We start from the raw sequence: 19,001 nt of genomic DNA, 5'->3' as shown, positions 1-19,001 counted from the left end.
TTTCCCCGGAACCGAGACGCCCGGCGTCTCAATCGGCCGCCCGACCGCCCTCGGACGCGGGCCGGGACGGTGCGTCAGACCGGCGGCGTGGGCAGCGCGCGCTCCGCCACGTCCAGCACCGCGCGCAGTGCGGCCGACGGGTTGTCCGTCCGCCAGGCGAGCGCCGGCTGCCGCCGGATCGGCGGCCCGGCCAACGGGCGGTAGACCAGCCCGCTGAGCTGGATGTGCTGGACGGAGGTGACGGTCAGCGTCACCCCGACGCCCGCCGCGACCAGCGCCAGGATGGTGTACGAGTCGGGCGCCTCCTGCACCACGCGCGGGCTGAACCCGGCCGCCTCGCACGCCCCGGTCATCGCGTCGCGCACGGTGGACCCGGTGTTGGCGGGGAACGCGACGAACGGCTCCCCGGCCAGCGCGTCGAGCGGGATCTCCGGGCGGCCGGCGAGCGGATGGTCGAGGGGCAGCGCGCACACGAGCTCCTCCTCGTCGATCACCCGGCAGCTGACGCCCGGCGCGGTCACCGGCAGCCGGACGAACCCCAGGTCGAGCGAGCCGTCCGCGACCCGGGCGAGCGCCACGTCGGCGTAGGTCTGGCCGGTCATGACCAGTTCGATGCCCGGGTGGGCGGCCCGCACCGCCCGGGTGAGCAGCGGCAGCGTCTCGTGGCTGGACGCGCCCGCGAAGCCGATGCGGACCCTGCCGTACGCGCCCTGTCCGGCCGCCCTCGCGGCCCGTACCGCCGTGTCCAGATCGTCCAGCACGGTCCGTACCGGCTGGAGGAAGGACTCCCCCGCGCTGGTGAGCCGCACCGAGCGGGTGTTGCGTTCGAAGAGCTGGACGCCGAGTTCCTTCTCCAGGCGGCGGATCTGCTGGCTCAGCGGCGGCTGCGCCATGCGGAGCCGTCTGGCGGCGCGGCCGAAGTGCAGTTCCTCCGCCACGGCGAGGAACGCGGCGAGGTGGCGCAGCTCCATGCCGTCCCCTCCCCCGGGCCCGCCCTCATCATTGAGTCGGCAGGCGTCTCGGTCCGAGCCTAATTCGGTATTGGACGGCGATCAAAGCCACTGAAAGCGTCGGCAGCGCGGGCACCCGGCCCGCCCCAGTGAGAGGACCGTGACCCGCATGCGTATCAGGATCGTCGGCGCCGGAGCCATGGGCCGCGGCATCGCCCAGTGGGCGGCCTCGGCCGGACACACCGTCGAGCTGTGCGACGTACGCGCCGAGGCGGTGGCGGACGCCGTCGCCTTCGTACGCTCCATGCTGGACCGGGCCGTGGCCAAGGGGCGGATGGCGGCGGCGGACGTGGAGTCGGCGGCGGAGCGGCTGGTCCCGCTGGACGATCCGTGGGCGGCGGGCCCGGACGTGGAGCTGGTGATCGAGGCCGTGCGCGAGGACCTGGAGACGAAGACCGAGGTGTTCGGGCGCCTGGAGCGGGTGCTGCCCGCCTCCGCCGTCTTCGCGACCAACACCTCCTCGCTGTCGGTGACCCGGATCGCCGCCGCGCTGGAGGACCCGTCACGCCTGGCCGGGCTGCACTTCTTCAACCCGGTGCCGCTGATGCGGATCGTGGAGGTGGTGCCCGGCGCGGCGACCCGGCCGGAGATCCCGGCGCTGCTCACCTCGCTCGTGGAGGGCTGCGGCCACCGCGCGGTGACGGTCGCGGACACCCCGGGCTTCCTGATCAACCACGCCGGGCGCGGCCTGGTGACGGAGGCGCTGGCGCTGCTTGAGGAGAACGTCGGGGAGCCCGCGGACATCGACCGGATCGCGCGGGACGTGCTGGGTCTGCGGATGGGCCCGTTCGAGCTGATGGACCTCACCGGGCTCGATGTGACGGCCGCCGTCATCGACTCGATCTGGGAGGGCTTCCGCTACGAGGACCGGCTCCGCCCCTCCTTCCTCACCCCGAACCGGGTGGCGGCCGGGCTGCACGGCCGCAAGACCGGACGCGGCTGGTACGCCTACGGCCCCGAGTCCACCGGACCCGCGCCGGAGCCGCCGGTCGCCGGGGACGCGGACCGCCCGGTGCACGTCTTCGCGCCGGACCCCGCGCGGGAGGCCGAAGCGGCCGTGCTCCGCGAGGCGCTGGCCTCGGCGGGCGCCGTCGTGGAGGGCGGGGAGCGGCCGTCGGACGCGGCGGTCGTCCTGGTCCCGGTCTGGGGCACCCCGGTCGCCGCGGCGGTGGCCGCGCACGGGCTGCCCGCCGGGCGCACCTTCGGCGTCGACCCGCTGCCGTCGGCGGGGCGGCGACGCGTGCTCGCGGTGACCCCGGCGGCGGACGCGGCTGCGGCGCGGGACGCCCGCGCGGTGCTGGCCCGGGCCGCGGAGGGCGGTGAGCCGTTCGCGGTGTCGGTGGTCCGGGACACGGCGGGCTCCGTGGCGCAGCGGCTGCTGGCCTCCGTCGTGTCGGTCGCGGCGTCCATCGCGGAGCGCGCGCTCGCCGCCCCGGCCGACATCGACGTGGCCGTCACGACGGGGCTCGGCTACCCGGTGGGCCCGCTGGCCGGGGGCGACCGGGTCGGCGCGGTCCGGATGCTGGAGCTGCACCAGGCGCTGTACGCGTCGACGGGCGACCCGCGCCACCGCCCGACCCGCTGGGTCACGGAGCGCGCTGCGCTGGGGCTGGCACTGACGGACGCGGGGACGTCGCCGGGGGACGTGCTCGGGGCGCCGTGACCGATTCGTACAAGACGGCGGCCCGGGGTTCTGCCTACGGTCGGTCCATGACTCCACGACTCGACGCGATCTCCCTCACCACCGCCGACCTGCCCGCGTCCCTCGCCTTCTACCGGCGCCTGGGGCTCGACATCCCGGCCGGTGCGGAATCCGCGCCCCATGTGGAGGTGTCCCTGCCTGGCGGCGGGCGCCTGCTGTGGGACACGGAGGACGTCGTCCGCTCCTTCGACCCCGGCTGGAACCCGCCCTCCGGCGGGGACCGGCTCGGGCTCGCCTTCCTGTGCGACAGCCCGGCGGAGGTCGACGCGGTCTACGCGGACCTGACCGGCGCCGGCCACCGGGGCCACCTGAAGCCGTGGGACGCGGTGTGGGGGCAGCGGTACGCCGTCGTCCTCGACCCGGACGACTGCGCGGTCTCGCTGTTCGCGCCCTTGGCGTCCTAGGCGCTGGATGTACTGGGGTCTGGGGCCGGTGCGGCGAGAGTGCGTGCATGGCGTCGCGCGGCAGACGGCAGTTTGAAGACAGGTCCTAGGAGCGGCCGAAGTACGCGGTGAGGGTGGTGCCGGCCAGGTCGCGCATGTCCCGCGCCAGATGGGCCTGGTCGGCGCAGCCCGCCGCGAGAGCCGCGTCGGCGTACGGCAGTCCGGAGCGTACGAGGGCCAGCGCCCGCTGGAGGCGCAGGATCCGGGCCAGGGTCTTGGGGCCGTAGCCGAAGGCGGTCAGGGAGCGGCGGTGCAGCTGGCGTGGGCCGAGCCCGGCGCTCCCGGCGGCCTCCGCGACGCTGCTGCCCGCCTCCAGCCGCGCGGCGACCGCCCGCATCGCCGGGTCCGGGGGGCCGGTGCGGGCCGCCCGGTCCAGCGCGATGTCCTCCAGGGCGGCGGCCGGGTCGGCCGCTTCGGCGACGCGCTCGGTGAGGCGGCGCACCGGGGCGCCGGGCCACAGTGCGGCGAGCGGCACCCGGAGGTCGCGCAGTTCGTGGGCGGGCACGCCGAGCAGGGCGGGGGCGGTGCCGGGGGCGAAGCGGATTCCGGCCCAGCTGCCGCCGGTGCCGGTGGCGGGCGCGGTGTGCGTGTCCGGCCCGGCGACGAGCAGCCGCGCACCGCTCCAGAGCAGGTCCATGCAGCCGTCGGGCAGCACCGGATGGGCGGTGCCCGGCGCCACGTCCAGGGTCCACACCTTCGCGCCCCCGAGCCGCGACGCGCGCTCTGTATAGCTGTCGCCCATGCCACTAGTGTCGTTGACGGACACGGCAGCGTGCGTATCGGCTACGGGGGCGGTCATGGCGGCACTGATGGAGTTCACCACGGAGAACGGTGCGACGGTGACCGTGGAGGTCGACCGGCACGCACCGGGTGCGCGGCTGGTGTCGCGGGACGGTCAGCACGCTTTGGCGCGCGCGGGGCGCACGTTCGACAGCGCGCTGGAGGGCATCCGGTCGGCGGCCGAGTCGGCGCTCGCCGTGTTCCGGGACGGACAGCTGAAGCCGGACGGGGTGGAGCTGGAGTTCGGCGTGAAGATCACCTCGGAGGCGGGCGCGGTGATCGCGAAGAGTGCGCTGGAAGGCCATCTGACGGTGAAGCTGTCCTGGTCGCCGGGGTCTCAGACCACGCCGGCCGCCGACTGAGCGCTCACTCGTCGTACGGGTTGGACCGGTCCGCGTCCTTCTCGCGGCCGGGCTTCTGGAGCCGGGACTTCACGTCGTCCGGCGGCAGGAACCGCGACCAGCGCTCGGGGAACTCGGAGGGCATGTACGGACTGTCGCCGTCGTCGCCCTCGTCCTCGTCGTCGTCCTCGTCGTCCGGCGGGCCGCCGTGCCAGCTCTCCGCCTGGGTGCGGGCGACGAACTCGGCGGCCTGGGCGGCGCGCACCCGGTCGTTCGCGGCGCGGGCGGCGGCCGTCGCCACCGAGGGCCAGACCCGGTCGATGGCCGCGTTGACGGCGGCGCCCACCAGCACGGCGAAGGCGGAGACACCGATCCACAGCAGCACCGCGATGGGGGCGGCCAGCGAGCCGTAGATCGTGGGGCCCTCGACCGTACTGGTCAGGTAGATCCGGAGCAGGAAGCTGCCGAACACCCACATCGCCAGGGCCACCAGGGCGCCCGGCATGTCCTCGATCCACGGCGAGCGGACCGGCACGGACACGTGGTAGAGGGTGGTGAGGAAGGCGACCGAGAGCACGATGACGAGCGGCCAGTACAGGACGCTTATGACCTCGGTGCCCCACGGTATGAGCTCCACGACCCGGTCCGGGCCGACCACCAGCAGCGGCAGCACGACCGCGCCGAGCAGGAGCGCCACCACGTACAGCAGGAAGGCGAGCATCCGGGTCTTGACGATGCCGCGCTGGCCGTCGAGCCCGTACATGACGGTGATCGTGTCGATGAAGACGTTGACCGCGCGGGAGCCCGACCACAGGGCGATCGCGAAGCCCAGCGAGATGACGTCGGGCCGGGCGCCGGTCGTGACGTCGGCCAGGAGCGGCTTGGCGAAGTCGTTGACGCCGCGCTCGGAGAGCATGGTGTGGGCCGCGCTGAGGATGTTGCGCTCGATGGACGCGACCGTGGCGGTGCTGGTCCACTCGTCCACGTAACCGAGCAGGCCGATCAGGCCGAGGAGCAGCGGGGGCAGGGACAGCAGGGTGAAGAACGCCGCCTCCGCGGCGAGCCCGAGGATGCGGTACTCCATGCACGAGTTGACCGTGTCCTTGAGCAGCTGCCAGGCGAGCTGCCGCTTGGAGACATTGCGGTAGAGCACTCGGGCCCGGTGGAGGCGGCCCGGTGGCCGCTCGGGAGTTTCGTCTGCTGCCTGCACGTCCTTACCGTATCGGCATGGCGACCACCACCCACACCGTGTCCAACCAGGCCCCTCCGCTGCTCGGCCATGACGTCTTCGGCACGGACCGGGCGCTCGGCGAGGCCGTGGAACGACATCTTCCGCCCGAGGTCCTGGACGAGGCCCGGGACGGTCTCACCACCCTCGGCCTGGCGGCCGGGTCCGCGCAGGCCGCGTCCTGGGGCGCCGAGGCGAACGCGAACCCGCCGCGGCTGCGCACCCACGACCGCTACGGGCACCGCGTGGACGAGGTGGACTTCCACCCGGCCTGGCACCGGCTGCTCGGGCACGCCGTCGGCGCCGGGCTGACCGATGCCTGGGACCGGCCGGGCGGGCATGTCCGCCGGGCGGCGGGCTTCCTCGTGTGGACGCAGGCGGAGGCGGGGCACGGCTGCCCGCTCTCCATGACGCACGCGGCCGTGCCGGCCCTGCGCGCCGAGCCGGAGGCGGCCGCCGAGTGGGAGCCGCTGCTGACCTCGCGGGTGTACGAGCAGGGGCTGCGGCCGCCCGCGCGGAAGGCGGGGGCACTGCTCGGGATGGGCATGACCGAGAAGCAGGGCGGCTCGGACGTCCGAGCGAACACCACGCGCGCCGAGCCGCTGGCCGGGGACGGCGGCTATGTGCTGACGGGGCACAAGTGGTTCTGCTCGGCGCCGATGTCCGACGGCTTCCTGGTCCTCGCGCAGGCCCCGGACGGTCTCACCTGCTTCCTGCTGCCCCGGGTGCTGCCGGACGGCAGCCGCAACCCGTTCGCGATCCAGCGGCTCAAGGACAAGCTGGGCAACCGGTCCAACGCGTCGGCGGAGGTCGAGTTCGACGGGACGTGGGCGCGGCGGATCGGCGAGGAGGGTGAGGGCGTCCGCACCATCATGGGGATGGTGGCGGCCACCCGGCTGGACTGCGTGACCGGTTCGGCGGCGCTGATGCGGCAGGCGGTGGCGCAGGCGGTCCACCACACGACGCACCGGTCCGCATTCAGCGGCCCGCTCGTGGACAAGCCGCTGATGCGCAATGTGCTGGCCGATCTGGCGGTCGAGTCCGAGGCGGCGACCGTGCTGGCGATGCGGCTCGCGGCGGCGTACGACGACGGCGGCGAGAGCGAGGCGGCGTTCCTGCGGATCGCGGTGCCGGCGGCGAAGTACTGGGTGACCAAGCGGTGCACGCCGCTGGTGGGCGAGGCGCTGGAGTGCCTGGGCGGCAACGGCTACGTGGAGGAGTCGGGGATGCCCCGGCTGCTGCGGGAGGCGCCGCTCAACTCCATCTGGGAGGGGTCCGGGAACGTCCAGGCGCTGGACGTGCTGCGGGTGCTGCGGCGCGAACCGCTCGCGCTGAACGCGTTCCTCCAGGAGGTGGGGCGGGCCCGGGGCGCCGATCACCGGCTGGACGCGGCGATCAGGGACATGCTGACGGAGCTGGCCGACCTGGCGGGGATCGAGGCGCGGGCGCGCCGGGTCGTGGAGCGCATCGCGCTGGTGCTCCAGGGTTCGCTGCTGGTGCGCTGGGCGCCGCCCGAGGTGGCGGACGCCTTCTGCGCTTCGCGCCTGGGCGGGGACGGGGGCGCGGCTTTCGGGACCCTTCCGCACACGCTGGATCTGGCGTCGGTCGTGGCCCGGGCCCGGCCGGCAGAGTCCTGACCGTGCGCAGCGACGGGGGGTGGTGCTGCGCCGACACGGCACCACCCCCCATGCTGTACACACCGCACGTGAGGGCCGGGGGCCCCGCGGTGCGGTGTGCCGCCACTCTTGTACGGTCCGGGGACCCTCGCCAGAGTTGCAGAGGGTTGCAACCATTGTGTGGAGTTGCGGTATCGGGGCACGGGCGGCGGCAGGATGGGGGCGCGGCCCGCGCACCGGGCCGGCGGTGGGGTGAGGGGGAACCGGCATGGAGACGACTCCGGCCGACGTGCTGCGGTCGATCGCCCGGGAGAGCGCGCAGGCCAGACGTCTGGTGCACCGGTCCCGTGAGGCGCGGATGGCGGGCGACCGCATGCCCGCCGTGCCCCGGGCGGAGATCGGCGCCTCCTGGGACCGGGTGCTGCGCAGCGGCCTCGATCCCGAGCAGCCGACGCACAGCAGGCTGCTGGAGGCGGACGAGATCGAGCACCGGCGCCGCAGTTCGGCACTGGGCGAGGTGATGCCGCTGCTCAGCGACGGGCTGACGAGCATCGCGGACGCCTCGCAGCAGATCATGGTCGTCACCGATGTGGAGGGCCGGGTGCTGTGGCGCGAGGGCAATACGGGGGTGCTGCGCCGGGCCGACGACATCTGCCTCGCGGAGGGCGCGGCGTGGGCCGAGGAGATCACCGGCACCAACGCGATCGGTACGGCGCTGGCGGCCCGCGTCCCCGTACAGGTGCACTCGGCGGAGCACTTCGTGCGCAGTCTGCACGGCTGGACGTGCGCGGCGGCCCCGGTGCGCGATCCCCGGGACGGCCGGCTGATGGGGATCGTGGACATCAGCGGGCCCGCGTCCACCTTCCACCCGACGACGCTGGCTCTGGTGCGGTCGGTGGCCCGGCTGGCGGAGAGCGAGGTCCGGGTGCGGCACCTGGAGGCGGTGGACCGGCTGCGGGCGGTGGCCGCCCCGGTCCTGAGCCGGATCGGCGGCCGGGCCGTGGCGGTGGACGGCCACGGCTGGACGGCGGCGGTGACGGGGATGCCCCCGGTGGACCGGCTGCCGCTGCCGAAGTCGCTGGGGCCGGGCCGGGTGTGGCTGCCGTCGCTGGGGATGTGCCGGGTGGAGCCGCTGCCGGGCGGCTGGCTGGTCCAGGTCGCGGACGGGGCGATGGACAGCCCGCCGCGCCGGGTGGTCCTCGATCTGAGCCGGCCGCGCGCGCTCGCGGTCAACGTGGTGAGCCCGGTGGGCACCTGGACCCAGCGGCTCTCCCCGCGCCACGCCGAGCTGCTGTACGCGCTGGCGCTGCACCGGGAGGGGCGTACGGCCTCCGAGCTGGCCCGGGACCTGTTCGGTGACGCGACCAGGACCGTGACGGTGCGGGCGGAGATATCCCGGCTGCGGCGCCATCTGGCCGAAGTCCTCGCGCACCGCCCGTACCGGTTCGGCGAGGGCGTGGAGGTGGAGGTGGTCCATCCGGAGCACCCGGCCGATCTGCTGCCGCGCTCGCAGGCCCCGGTGGTCGTGGCGGCGCGCGAGGCGCGTGAAGGAGGCGAAGGGGAGGAGCCGGAGACCGGGTGACCAGGGGCCGGGTGGGGCGAGGGGTGCGGGGCATGGTTGTCTGGCAGCCATGAGCGACCCCGTACGTCCCGCACCGCCGGCCTGCGAAGAGGTGACCATCTGGTCCCTGGAGCAGACCTCCCCCGATGATCTGCGGCCGTCCGCCGTGCCGGACGCGGAGGTCCGGATCGTGCGGTCCGAGGTGCCGCTGCCCGAGTTCAGCCGCTTCCTGTACACCGCGGTGGGCGGGGACATCCGGTGGACGGACCGCCTGGGCATGACGTACACGCAGTGGCAGGAGGCCCTGGAGCGGCCGGGCGCGGAGACCTGGGTGGCGTACGCGAACGGCACCCCGGCGGGCTACATCGAGCTGGACCCGCAGGACGACGGCGTGGTCGAGATCATGTACTTCGGGCTGATCCCGGCCTTCCGGGGGCGGCGGATCGGCGGTCATCTGCTGTCGTACGGCACGGCCCGCGCCTGGGACCTGGCCGAGCGGTGGCCGGAGCGGCCGGCGACGAAGCGGGTCTGGCTGCACACCTGCTCCAAGGACGGTCCGCACGCGATGGACAACTACCTGAGGCGCGGATTCCGGCTGTTCGACACGCGCACGGAGCTGGAGGAGCCGGTGGACGCCCCCGGCCCATGGCCGGGCTCCGGCCGCTGAGTGGTGCCCCGCGCACAGCCGTCACCCATTCCTTAGCAATTCCCCTTGCTTGTCCGGTTTTACGCTCCACCCCGGCGCCCGTCACATGCGTGACGGGCGCCACATTGTCTCACCAGGCGGGACCATGCCGTCCACATCATGGATAGTGGTGGACTGCCGCGAGATCCCCATGACACGCTTCCGTCATGTCCGGAACTGGAATTGCCTTGGTGAGTCGACGTCACGTCGACCTCGGCCGCATGTCCAGCGCCATCTGTCCGGCGAGCTGAGAGTCCCAGCACCGCCGAGATCCCCCTTGCTTCAGTTCAGCCCTGCGCACCGCCGCGCTTCACGCGAGTGTGCAGTTCAGAGCCGCCCTCCCGCAGTCCCGAAGGACGTACTGTCATGGCCGCAACCCCGGAAACGCCTGCGCCCGCCGCGCCCCGCCGCAAGGTGGGCCGCCACCGCGGCGAAGGCCAGTGGGCCCTGGGGCACTACACCCCGCTCAACGGCAATGAGCAGTTCAAGAAGGACGACGACAGTCTCAATGTGCGGACACGCATTGAGACGATCTACTCCAAGCGCGGATTCGACTCGATCGACCCCAACGACCTGCGGGGACGCATGCGTTGGTGGGGGCTCTACACCCAGCGCAAGGCCGGCATCGACGGCGGCAAGACCGCGGTGCTGGAGCCGGAGGAGCTGGAGGACAAGTACTTCATGATGCGGGTCCGCATCGACGGCGGGAAGCTGACGACTCAGCAGCTGCGCGTCATCGGCGAGATCTCGCAGGAGTACGCGCGGGGCAGCGCGGACATCACCGACCGGCAGAACGTCCAGATGCACTGGATCCGCATCGAGGACGTCCCGGCGATCTGGCAGAAGCTGGAGGCCGTCGGGCTCTCCACCACCGAGGCGTGCGGCGACTGCCCCCGTACGATGATCGGCTCCCCGGTGGCGGGCATCGCCGCCGACGAGATCATCGACGGCACACCGGCGCTGGAGGAGATCCACGCCCGGTACATCGGCAGCCCCGAATTCTCCAACCTCCCCCGCAAGTTCAAGACCGCGATCTCCGGGTCCCCGGTCCAGGACGTCGTCCACGAGATCAACGACATCGCCTTCGTGGGCGTCGAACACCCCGAGCACGGACCGGGCTTCGACCTCTGGGTCGGCGGCGGCCTGTCCACCAACCCCCGGCTCGCCGAACGTCTCGGCGCCTGGGTGCCGCTGGACGAGGTCGCGGACGTCTGGGCCGGAGTGGTCGGCATCTTCCGCGACTACGGCTACCGCCGGCTGCGCAACCGGGCCCGGCTGAAGTTCCTGGTCGCCGACTGGGGCACGGCCAAGTTCCGCCAGGTCCTGGAGGACGAGTACCTGAAGCGCCCGCTGCTCGACGGCCCCGCCCCGGCGGAGCCCAGCAGCCGGTGGCGCGACCACATCGGCGTCCACCAGCAGCAGGACGGCCGCTTCTACGTCGGCTTCGCCCCCCGGGTCGGCCGGGTCGACGGCTCGACCCTCGCCAAGATCGCGGAACTGGCCGAGGAGCACGGCTCCGGCCGGGTCCGGACCACCGTCGAGCAGAAGATGATCATCCTCGACGTCGAGCAGGACCGGGTCGAGTCGCTGTCCGCCGGGCTGGAATCGCTCGGCTTCCAGGTGAAGCCGTCCACCTTCCGGCGCGGCACGATGGCCTGCACCGGCATCGAGTACTGCAAGCTCGCGATCGTGGAGACGAAGGCGCGCGGCGCCTCCCTCATCGAGGAACTGGAGCGCAGGCTCCCCGACTTCGACGAGCCCCTGACCATCAACATCAACGGCTGCCCCAACGCCTGCGCCCGCATCCAGACCGCGGACATCGGCCTCAAGGGCCAGCTCGTGCTGGACGAGAACGGCGACCAGGTGGAGGGCTACCAGGTCCACCTGGGCGGCGCCCTCGGCCTGGACGCGGGCTTCGGCCGCAAGGTGCGCGGACTGAAGGTCACCTCGGCGGAGCTGCCGGACTACGTCGAGCGGGTGCTCGGCCGGTTCCAGGAGGAGCGCGAGGACGGCGAGCGCTTCGCCACCTGGGCGGCCCGCGCCAGTGCGGAGTCCCTGTCATGAGCGAGCGCGCCGCCCCGTTCCACTGCCCCTACTGCGGGGACGAGGACCTGCGCCCGCACGAGGCCGGGCACGGGGCGTGGGAATGCGCCTCCTGCAATCGTGCGTTCCAGCTGAAGTTCCTGGGCCTGCTGAGCCGGGGACTGACGCCCAACAACGTTGGAGGGGACGGGATATGACGGTCACTCAGAACATCGACACGCTCACCGGTGAGGAGCTGAGGGCGCTCGCCGAGCGGGCCGGCCGCGAGCTGGAGGACGCCTCCGCACTCGACATCCTGAAGTGGGCCGCCGACACCTTCGGCCCCCGGTTCTGCGTCACCTCCTCGATGGAGGACGCGGTCGTCGCCCATCTCGCCTCCCGGGTGATGCCCGGCGTGGACGTGGTGTTCCTCGACACCGGCTACCACTTCGAGGAGACCATCGGGACCCGGGACGCGGTGGACGCCGTGATGGACGTCAACGTCATCACGCTGACCCCGCGTCAAACGGTCGCCGAGCAGGACGCCGAGTACGGCCCGAAGCTGCACGACCGCGACCCCGACCTGTGCTGCAAGCTGCGCAAGGTCAAGCCCCTGGAAGAGGGTCTGACCGGGTACGCCGCCTGGGCGACCGGGCTGCGCCGCGACGAGTCCCCGACCCGGGCGAACACCCCGGTGGTCGGCTGGGACGAGAAGCGCCGGAAGGTGAAGGTCTCGCCGATCGCCCGCTGGACCCAGGACGACGTGGACGCCTACGTCGCCGAGCACGGGGTGCTCACCAACCCGCTGCTGATGGACGGTTACGCCTCCGTGGGCTGCGCGCCCTGCACCCGCCGGGTGCTGGAGGGCGAGGACGCGCGGGCCGGCCGCTGGGCCGGGCGCGGCAAGACCGAATGCGGGCTGCACGGCTGATGACGACTGATCAGGAGACTTCGATGAGCGTGACGGAGACGGGGGCCACCGTCTGGCTGACCGGTCTGCCGAGCGCCGGCAAGACCACCATCGCCTACGAACTCGCCGGGCGGCTGCGCGCCGAGGGCCACCGCGTGGAGGTGCTCGACGGCGACGAGATCCGCGAGTTCCTCTCGGCGGGCCTCGGCTTCTCGCGCGAGGACCGGCACACCAACGTGCAGCGGATCGGCTTCGTCGCCGAACTGCTGGCGGCGAACGGCGTCAAGGTGCTGGTCCCGGTCATCGCCCCGTACGCGGACAGCAGGGACGCGGTCCGCAAGCGGCACCAGGCCGAGGGCACCGCGTATCTGGAGGTGCACGTCGCCACTCCGGTCGAGGTGTGCTCGGAGCGCGATGTGAAGGGCCTTTACGCCAAGCAGGCGGCGGGCGAGATCAGCGGGCTCACCGGGGTGGACGACCCCTACGAGGCGCCCGAGTCGCCCGATCTGCGGATCGAGTCGCACCGCCAGACCGTGCAGGAGTCCGCGGCGGAGCTGTACGCGCTGCTGAGCGAGAGGGGTGCGGCGTGACGACCGTCGCGACTGTGCAAGAGGGCACCGACAATCCGTACGCGCTGAGCCACCTGGACTCGCTGGAGTCCGAGGCGGTGCACATCTTCCGCGAGGTGGCGGGCGAGTTCGAGCGGCCGGTGATCCTGTTCTCGGGCGGCAAGGACTCGATCCTGATGCTCCACCTGGCGCTCAAGGCGTTCGCGCCCGCGCCGGTGCCGTTCGCCCTGCTGCACGTGGACACCGGGCACAACTTCCCCGAGGTGCTGGCCTACCGCGACCGCGTGGTCGCCGAGCACGGGCTGCGGCTGCACGTCGCCTCCGTGCAGGAGTACATCGACGCCGGCAAGCTCCGCGAGCGCCCCGACGGCACCCGCAACCCGCTCCAGACCGTGCCGCTGACCGAGGCCATCCAGCAGCACCGCTTCGACGCGGTGTTCGGCGGCGGGCGGCGCGACGAGGAGAAGGCGCGCGCCAAGGAGCGGGTCTTCTCGCTGCGCGACGAGTTCTCCCAGTGGGACCCGCGCCGCCAGCGCCCCGAGCTGTGGCAGCTGTACAACGGCCGGCACGCGCCCGGCGAGCACGTCCGGGTCTTCCCGATCTCCAACTGGACCGAGCTGGACGTCTGGCAGTACATCGAGCGCGAGGGGATCGAGCTGCCGGAGATCTACTTCGCCCACGAGCGCGAGGTGTTCAACCGCAACGGCATGTGGCTGACCGCGGGCGACTGGGGCGGGCCCAAGGAGCACGAGGCCACCGAGACCCGTCAGGTGCGCTACCGCACGGTCGGCGACATGTCCTGCACCGGCGCCGTCGACTCCGACGCCACCACGCTGGACGCCGTGATCACCGAGATCGCCGCCTCCCGGCTCACCGAGCGGGGCGCGACCCGCGCCGACGACAAGATGTCCGAGGCCGCGATGGAAGACCGTAAGCGCGAAGGGTACTTCTAAATGACCACCACAGCTGAGCAGTTGAGCGCCACCACCCTGCTGCGCTTCGCCACCGCCGGATCCGTCGACGACGGCAAGTCCACCCTCGTCGGACGCCTGCTGCACGACTCCAAGTCGGTCCTCACCGACCAGCTGGAGGCCGTCGAGCACGCCTCGCGCAACCGGGGCCAGGAGGCGCCGGACCTGGCGCTGCTGACCGACGGCCTGCGCGCCGAGCGCGAGCAGGGCATCACCATCGACGTCGCCTACCGCTACTTCGCCACGCCCCGGCGCCGGTTCATCCTCGCCGACACCCCGGGCCACGTGCAGTACACCCGCAACATGGTCACCGGTGCCTCCACCGCCGAGCTGGCCGTGGTCCTGGTCGACGCCCGCAACGGGGTCGTCGAGCAGACCCGCCGGCACGCCGCGGTCGCCGCGCTGCTGCGCGTCCCGCACGTGGTCCTGGCCGTCAACAAGATGGACCTGGTGGACTACGCGGAGCCGGTGTTCGCCGCGATAGCCGAGGAGTTCACCGCGTACGCGGCCTCCCTCGGGGTCCCCGAGATCACCGCGATCCCGATCTCCGCGCTGGCCGGCGACAACGTCGTGGAGCCGTCCGCCAACATGGACTGGTACGGCGGCCCGACGGTCCTGGAGCACCTGGAGACCGTCCCGGTCAGCCACGACCTGACCGGCTGCCACGCCCGCTTCCCGGTCCAGTACGTCATCCGGCCGCAGACCGCGGAGCACCCCGACTACCGGGGCTACGCGGGCCAGATCGCCGCCGGGGTGTTCCGGGTCGGCGAGTCCGTGACCGTGCTGCCCTCGGGCCGCACCTCCACGATCGAGGGCATCGACCTGCTCGGCGACTCCGTGGACATCGCCTGGGCGCCCCAGTCGGTGACGCTGCGCCTGGCGGACGACATCGACGTCTCGCGCGGCGACCTCATCGCCCCGGTGGGCGACGCGCCTGCCGTCACCCAGGACGTCGAGGCGACCGTCTGCCACGTCGCGGACGAGCCCCTCACCGTGGGCCGGCGCGTGCTGCTCAAGCACACCACGCGCACGGTCAAGGCGATCGTCAAGGACATCCCCTCGCGGCTGACCCTGGACGACCTCTCGCAGCACCCGGCCCCGGGCAAGCTGGTCGCCAACGACATCGGCCGGGTCGTCGTCCGGACCGCCGAGCCGCTGGCGCTCGACGCGTACGCCGACTCGCGCCGCACCGGTTCCTTCCTGCTGATCGACCCGGCGGACGGCACCACCCTCTCGGCGGGCATGGCGGGCGTCTCGTTCGCCGCCGCCGAGGAGCAGCCGGCCGCGGACGACGACGCGGAGTGGGACTTCTGATGGGCATCGACGTCTTCTCGACCTTCGCGAAGGAGGGCGGCCGCGTCGGCAGCGGCGCCCTGGGCAGCGGCCAGGGCGGAGTCGGGCGATGTGCGCGATGACGTACGCGCACTGCCTGCGCGCCCGGCAGCACCACCTGCACCGCACGCACCGCCAGTTCAGACGAAGACCTGCCGACTTCCCGGCCGCGCCCCCGCACGTACGAGGGGCGTGAGCACCGGGCCTCCGAGAGGACGACCTCCCGTGCCTGCCCCCCGTACCACGCTGCGCCGCAGCATCGCCGCAGTCGCCGCCCTGCCCCTGCTCGCCGTGGCCCTGACCGCCTGCGGCTACGGCTCCGAGTCGACGGACGACGACGCCAAGAAGGTCGACTCGGCCAGCGGCAAGAAGCTCTCCGTGGACACCGTGCGCATCGGGTACTTCCCGAACCTCACGCACGCCACCGCGCTCGTGGGCGACCAGGAGGGCCTGTTCCAGAAGGAGCTGGGCGGCACCCAGCTCAAGACCGCCACCTTCAACGCGGGCCCGTCCGAGATCGAGGCGCTGAACGCCAACTCGATCGACATCGGTTTCATCGGCCCCTCGCCGTCCATCAACGGCTACACCAAGTCCAAGGGCCAGAACCTGCGGATCATCGGCGGCTCAGCGTCCGGCGGCGTCAAGCTCGTCGTGAACCCGGAGAAGATCAAGACCCTGGACGACGTCAAGGGCAAGAGGATCGCGACCCCGCAGCTCGGCAACACCCAGGACGTGGCGTTCCTCAACTGGATATCCGAGAAGGGCTGGAAGGTCGACGCCCAGAGCGGCAAGGGCGACGTCTCCGTCGTCCGTACGGACAACAAGGTGACGCCGGACGCCTACCGCTCCGGTTCCATCGACGGCGCCTGGGTCCCCGAGCCGACCGCCTCCAAGCTGGTGGCCGAGGGCGCGAAGGAGCTGCTGGACGAGTCGACGCTGTGGCCGGACGACAAGTTCGTGATCACCAACATCATCGTGTCGCAGAAGTTCCTCAAGGAGCACCCGGACGTGGTCGAGGCCGTGCTGCGCGGCTCGGTGAAGACCAACGCCTGGATCAACGCCAATCCGGACAAGGCGAAGAACTCCGCGAACGCCGCGCTGAAGAAGCTCACCGGCAAGGAGCTGCCGGCCGAGGTCATCGACCCCGCCTGGAAGTCGATCCGGATCACCGACGACCCGCTGGCCGCGACGCTCGACGCGCAGGCCCAGCACGCGGTGAAGTCCGGTCTGCTGGAGAAGCCCGACCTCAAGGGCATCTACGACCTGAAGCCGCTCAACAAGATCCTCAAGGCCGCGGGCCAGCCCGAGGCCGACGACGCCGGACTCGGCGTCAAGTAACCAGCCGCCCGAAGACTCCCAGGAGGTGACGACCATGGCGAACACCCTCACCAAGGCCGAGGACCGTGTCCAGGTCGGGCACGCCGCCCGCATCGCGCATGTCTCGAAGTCCTTCGCCGGGCCCGCGGGAACGCAGCTGGTCCTGGACGACATCAGTCTCGACGTCGCCCCGGGCGAGTTCGTCACCCTCCTGGGAGCCTCCGGGTGCGGCAAGTCGACTCTGCTCAATCTGGTGGCCGGGCTGGACCGGCCGACCGGGGGCAGCATCGAGACCCCCGGCGGCCGGCCCGCGCTGATGTTCCAGGAGCACGCCCTGTTCCCGTGGCTGACCGCGGGCAAGAACATCGAACTGGCGCTGCGCCTGCGCGGGGTGCCGAAGTCGGAGCGCCGCGGCGAGGCGGAGCGGCTGCTGGAGCTGGTCCGGCTCGGCGGGGCGTACGGGAAGCGGGTGCACGAGCTGTCCGGCGGTATGCGGCAGCGCGTGGCGATGGCCCGCGCGCTCGCCCAGGACAGCCAACTGCTGCTGATGGACGAGCCGTTCGCCGCGCTCGACGCCATCACCCGCGATGTGCTGCACGACGAGCTGACCCGTATCTGGCGCGAGACGAACGTCTCGGTCCTCTTCGTCACACACAACGTGCGCGAGGCCGTCCGCCTCGCCGAGCGCGTGGTGCTGCTCTCGTCCCGCCCCGGCCGGATCGCCCGTGAGTGGACGGTCGACATCGAGCAGCCCCGCCGTATCGAGGACACCGCCGTCGCGGAACTGTCCGTCGAGATCACCGAACAACTGCGTGGGGAGATCCGCCGTCATGGCCAGCACTGACATCAAGCCGGACGAGGCGGGGTCCGGCCGGGGCGGGAAGCCGGACGACCTGGCCGGCCTCGAAGCCGGTCTGGACGCCCTGGACGCGGTGCAGGTGCAGCGCACCCCGGTGCGCGAGATCCTGCTGCGCAAGGTCCTGCCCCCGCTCGTCGCGGTGGCCCTGGTCCTGGTCGTCTGGCAGCTCCTCGTCTGGGGCGAGGTGACGGAGGACTACAAGCTGCCCGCGCCGTCCGCCGTCTGGGACAGCGCCCGGGACATGTGGTTGCAGGGCACGCTGCTGGAGGTGGTGTGGACCAGCATCTCGCGCGGTCTGCTCGGCTTCCTGCTGTCGGTCGCGATCGGTACGCCGCTGGGGCTGCTGGTCGCCCGGGTGAAGTTCGTCCGGGCCGCGATCGGCCCGATCCTGTCCGGGCTCCAGTCGCTGCCTTCGGTGGCCTGGGTGGCCCCGGCGGTGATCTGGCTCGGGCTGAACGACTCGATGATGTACGCGGTCATCCTGCTCGGCGCGGTGCCCTCGATCGCCAACGGGCTCGTCTCGGGCGTCGACCAGGTGCCCCCGCTCTTCCTGCGGGCCGGGCGCACCCTGGGCGCGACCGGGCTGCGCGGAACCTGGCTGATCGTGATGCCGGCCGCCCTGCCGGGCTATCTGGCGGGCCTCAAGCAGGGCTGGGCGTTCTCCTGGCGTTCGCTGATGGCCGCCGAGATCATCGCCTCCTCTCCCGATCTGGGCCTCGGGCTCGGGCAGTTGCTGGAGAACGGCCGCAACAACGCGGACATGCCGGGCATCTTCCTCGCCATCATCCTGATCCTGTTCGTCGGCATCGCCATCGACCTGCTCATCTTCAGCCCGCTGGAGCGGTGGGTGCTGCGCAGCCGCGGTCTCCTCGTCAAGAACTGAGCCCGCCATGTCCTCTCCGGTCCTCCTCGTCATCGCCCACGGCAGCCGCGACCCGCGGCACGCAGCGACCGTGCACGCGCTGACCGCGCGGGTACGGGCGCTGCGCCCGGGGCTGCGCGTCGAGACGGGGTTCCTGGACTTCAACGCGCCCTCGGTACCGAGGCTCCTGGAGCGGCTGGCCGCCGAGGGAGCGCACGAGGTGGTGGCACTTCCGCTGCTCCTCACCCGGGCGTTCCACGCGAAGTCGGACATCCCGGCGGTGCTGCGCGAGGCCCGCGCGGCGCTGCCCCGGCTGCGGGTCCGGCAGGCCGAGGTGCTCGGCCCGTCGCCGCTGCTGAACGCCGCGCTGGAACGGCGGCTGTACGAGGCCGGGGTGCGCCCCGGCGACCGTGGCTCGACCGGGCTCGTCCTGGCCTCGGCGGGCTCATCAGACCCGGAGGCGATCGCAGTGATCGCTGAAATCGCGCGGGAGCTGCGGCACACCGGTTGGTGTTCCGTGCGGCCTGCGTTCGCCTCCGCATCTCTTCCCCCCACCGAGGACGCGGTACGCGCCCTGCGGGCGGAGGGCGTCCACCGAGTGGCCGTCGCCCCGTATGTGATCGCGCCCGGCCGCCTCCCGGACCGCATCGCGGCGGGGGCGGCCGCGGCCGGCGCGGAGGTGCTGGCCGGGGTGCTGGGGCCGGCCCCGGAGCTGGCCCGGCTGCTGCTGGACCGCTACGACGAGGCGAACGCGGCCGCGGCGCGGCCGGTCGCGGTCAGCGCCTGAAACGCC

At 72.6% G+C, this 19,001-nt stretch carries 20 protein-coding genes; 17 read left to right on the top strand and 3 right to left on the bottom strand.

Annotation, left to right across the window (positions count from 1 at the left end):
- Positions 1-74: 74 nt before the first annotated feature.
- On the bottom strand, positions 75-971 hold the full coding sequence (locus ACZ6C6_RS31330) for a LysR family transcriptional regulator (protein ID WP_469207707.1): 897 nt from the start codon (positions 969-971) through the stop codon (positions 75-77).
- A gap of 148 nt (positions 972-1,119) precedes the next feature.
- Between ACZ6C6_RS31330 and ACZ6C6_RS31325 the strand changes: the two genes are divergently transcribed.
- Both ACZ6C6_RS31325 and ACZ6C6_RS31320 read left to right on the top strand, forming a co-directional pair.
- Entirely contained in the window at positions 1,120-2,673 is a 1,554-nt protein-coding gene (locus ACZ6C6_RS31325) for a 3-hydroxyacyl-CoA dehydrogenase (protein ID WP_469207705.1), read from the top strand.
- A 47-nt stretch (positions 2,674-2,720) separates the two neighbouring features.
- On the top strand, positions 2,721-3,116 hold the full coding sequence (locus ACZ6C6_RS31320) for a VOC family protein (RefSeq protein ID WP_469207703.1): 396 nt from the start codon (positions 2,721-2,723) through the stop codon (positions 3,114-3,116).
- A gap of 85 nt (positions 3,117-3,201) precedes the next feature.
- On the opposite strand, the gene ACZ6C6_RS31315 is transcribed toward ACZ6C6_RS31320, so the two are convergent.
- On the bottom strand, positions 3,202-3,897 hold the full coding sequence (locus ACZ6C6_RS31315; RefSeq protein ID WP_469207701.1) for a helix-turn-helix domain-containing protein: 696 nt from the start codon (positions 3,895-3,897) through the stop codon (positions 3,202-3,204).
- Between the two features lie 55 nt (positions 3,898-3,952).
- Between ACZ6C6_RS31315 and ACZ6C6_RS31310 the strand changes: the two genes are divergently transcribed.
- Positions 3,953-4,297 (top strand): CU044_2847 family protein, encoded by a 345-nt coding sequence (locus tag ACZ6C6_RS31310; protein ID WP_469207699.1) that lies wholly within the window; start codon positions 3,953-3,955, stop codon positions 4,295-4,297.
- A 4-nt stretch (positions 4,298-4,301) separates the two neighbouring features.
- On the opposite strand, the gene ACZ6C6_RS31305 is transcribed toward ACZ6C6_RS31310, so the two are convergent.
- Positions 4,302-5,429, bottom strand: coding sequence for a YihY/virulence factor BrkB family protein (locus ACZ6C6_RS31305; RefSeq protein ID WP_469207939.1), 1,128 nt, complete (start codon positions 5,427-5,429; stop codon positions 4,302-4,304).
- A 74-nt stretch (positions 5,430-5,503) separates the two neighbouring features.
- Between ACZ6C6_RS31305 and ACZ6C6_RS31300 the strand changes: the two genes are divergently transcribed.
- From ACZ6C6_RS31300 to ACZ6C6_RS31235, 14 genes are all read left to right on the top strand, one after another.
- Complete coding sequence (locus ACZ6C6_RS31300; protein ID WP_469207697.1) at positions 5,504-7,141, top strand: acyl-CoA dehydrogenase family protein; 1,638 nt, start codon at positions 5,504-5,506, stop codon at positions 7,139-7,141.
- A gap of 247 nt (positions 7,142-7,388) precedes the next feature.
- Positions 7,389-8,702 carry a helix-turn-helix domain-containing protein gene (locus tag ACZ6C6_RS31295; RefSeq protein WP_469207695.1) on the top strand — a complete coding sequence of 438 codons (1,314 nt, stop codon included), beginning with the start codon at positions 7,389-7,391 and terminating at the stop codon, positions 8,700-8,702.
- 49 nt (positions 8,703-8,751) lie between these two features.
- A complete protein-coding gene (locus ACZ6C6_RS31290; RefSeq protein ID WP_469207693.1) occupies positions 8,752-9,348 on the top strand; it encodes a GNAT family N-acetyltransferase in 597 nt (198 codons plus the stop codon).
- A gap of 185 nt (positions 9,349-9,533) precedes the next feature.
- Positions 9,534-9,617 carry a putative leader peptide gene (locus ACZ6C6_RS31285; protein ID WP_309486338.1) on the top strand — a complete coding sequence of 28 codons (84 nt, stop codon included), beginning with the start codon at positions 9,534-9,536 and terminating at the stop codon, positions 9,615-9,617.
- Between the two features lie 115 nt (positions 9,618-9,732).
- Complete coding sequence (locus ACZ6C6_RS31280) at positions 9,733-11,430, top strand: nitrite/sulfite reductase (protein WP_469207691.1); 1,698 nt, start codon at positions 9,733-9,735, stop codon at positions 11,428-11,430.
- Positions 11,427-11,606, top strand: coding sequence for a hypothetical protein (locus tag ACZ6C6_RS31275; protein WP_073966074.1), 180 nt, complete (start codon positions 11,427-11,429; stop codon positions 11,604-11,606). Before ACZ6C6_RS31280 ends, ACZ6C6_RS31275 begins: the two co-directional genes overlap by 4 nt.
- The gene (locus ACZ6C6_RS31270) at positions 11,603-12,319 is read left to right on the top strand and encodes a phosphoadenylyl-sulfate reductase (RefSeq protein ID WP_469207689.1); all 717 of its coding nucleotides are present in this window, start codon (positions 11,603-11,605) and stop codon (positions 12,317-12,319) included. The genes ACZ6C6_RS31275 and ACZ6C6_RS31270 overlap by 4 nt, the downstream gene beginning before the upstream one ends.
- Positions 12,320-12,342: 23 nt before the next feature.
- Entirely contained in the window at positions 12,343-12,888 is a 546-nt protein-coding gene (gene cysC, locus ACZ6C6_RS31265; protein ID WP_018100635.1) for an adenylyl-sulfate kinase, read from the top strand.
- Positions 12,885-13,820: a sulfate adenylyltransferase subunit CysD gene (gene cysD, locus ACZ6C6_RS31260; protein WP_469207686.1), complete on the top strand. Its 936-nt coding sequence runs from the start codon at positions 12,885-12,887 to the stop codon at positions 13,818-13,820. Before cysC ends, cysD begins: the two co-directional genes overlap by 4 nt.
- Positions 13,821-15,152 (top strand): sulfate adenylyltransferase subunit 1, encoded by a 1,332-nt coding sequence (locus ACZ6C6_RS31255; RefSeq protein WP_469207684.1) that lies wholly within the window; start codon positions 13,821-13,823, stop codon positions 15,150-15,152.
- Positions 15,153-15,395: 243 nt separating this feature from the next.
- A complete protein-coding gene (locus ACZ6C6_RS31250; RefSeq protein WP_469207682.1) occupies positions 15,396-16,508 on the top strand; it encodes an aliphatic sulfonate ABC transporter substrate-binding protein in 1,113 nt (370 codons plus the stop codon).
- A gap of 34 nt (positions 16,509-16,542) precedes the next feature.
- Positions 16,543-17,331: an ABC transporter ATP-binding protein gene (locus tag ACZ6C6_RS31245; protein WP_469207680.1), complete on the top strand. Its 789-nt coding sequence runs from the start codon at positions 16,543-16,545 to the stop codon at positions 17,329-17,331.
- A complete protein-coding gene (locus ACZ6C6_RS31240; RefSeq protein ID WP_469207678.1) occupies positions 17,318-18,229 on the top strand; it encodes an ABC transporter permease in 912 nt (303 codons plus the stop codon). Before ACZ6C6_RS31245 ends, ACZ6C6_RS31240 begins: the two co-directional genes overlap by 14 nt.
- 7 nt (positions 18,230-18,236) lie before the next feature.
- Positions 18,237-18,995, top strand: coding sequence for a sirohydrochlorin chelatase (locus ACZ6C6_RS31235; protein WP_469207676.1), 759 nt, complete (start codon positions 18,237-18,239; stop codon positions 18,993-18,995).
- Positions 18,996-19,001 lie beyond the last annotated feature (6 nt).

This window comes from Streptomyces sp. NPDC041814 (genome assembly GCF_055590565.1).
This window is presented reverse-complemented; position numbering and strand designations above follow the sequence as displayed.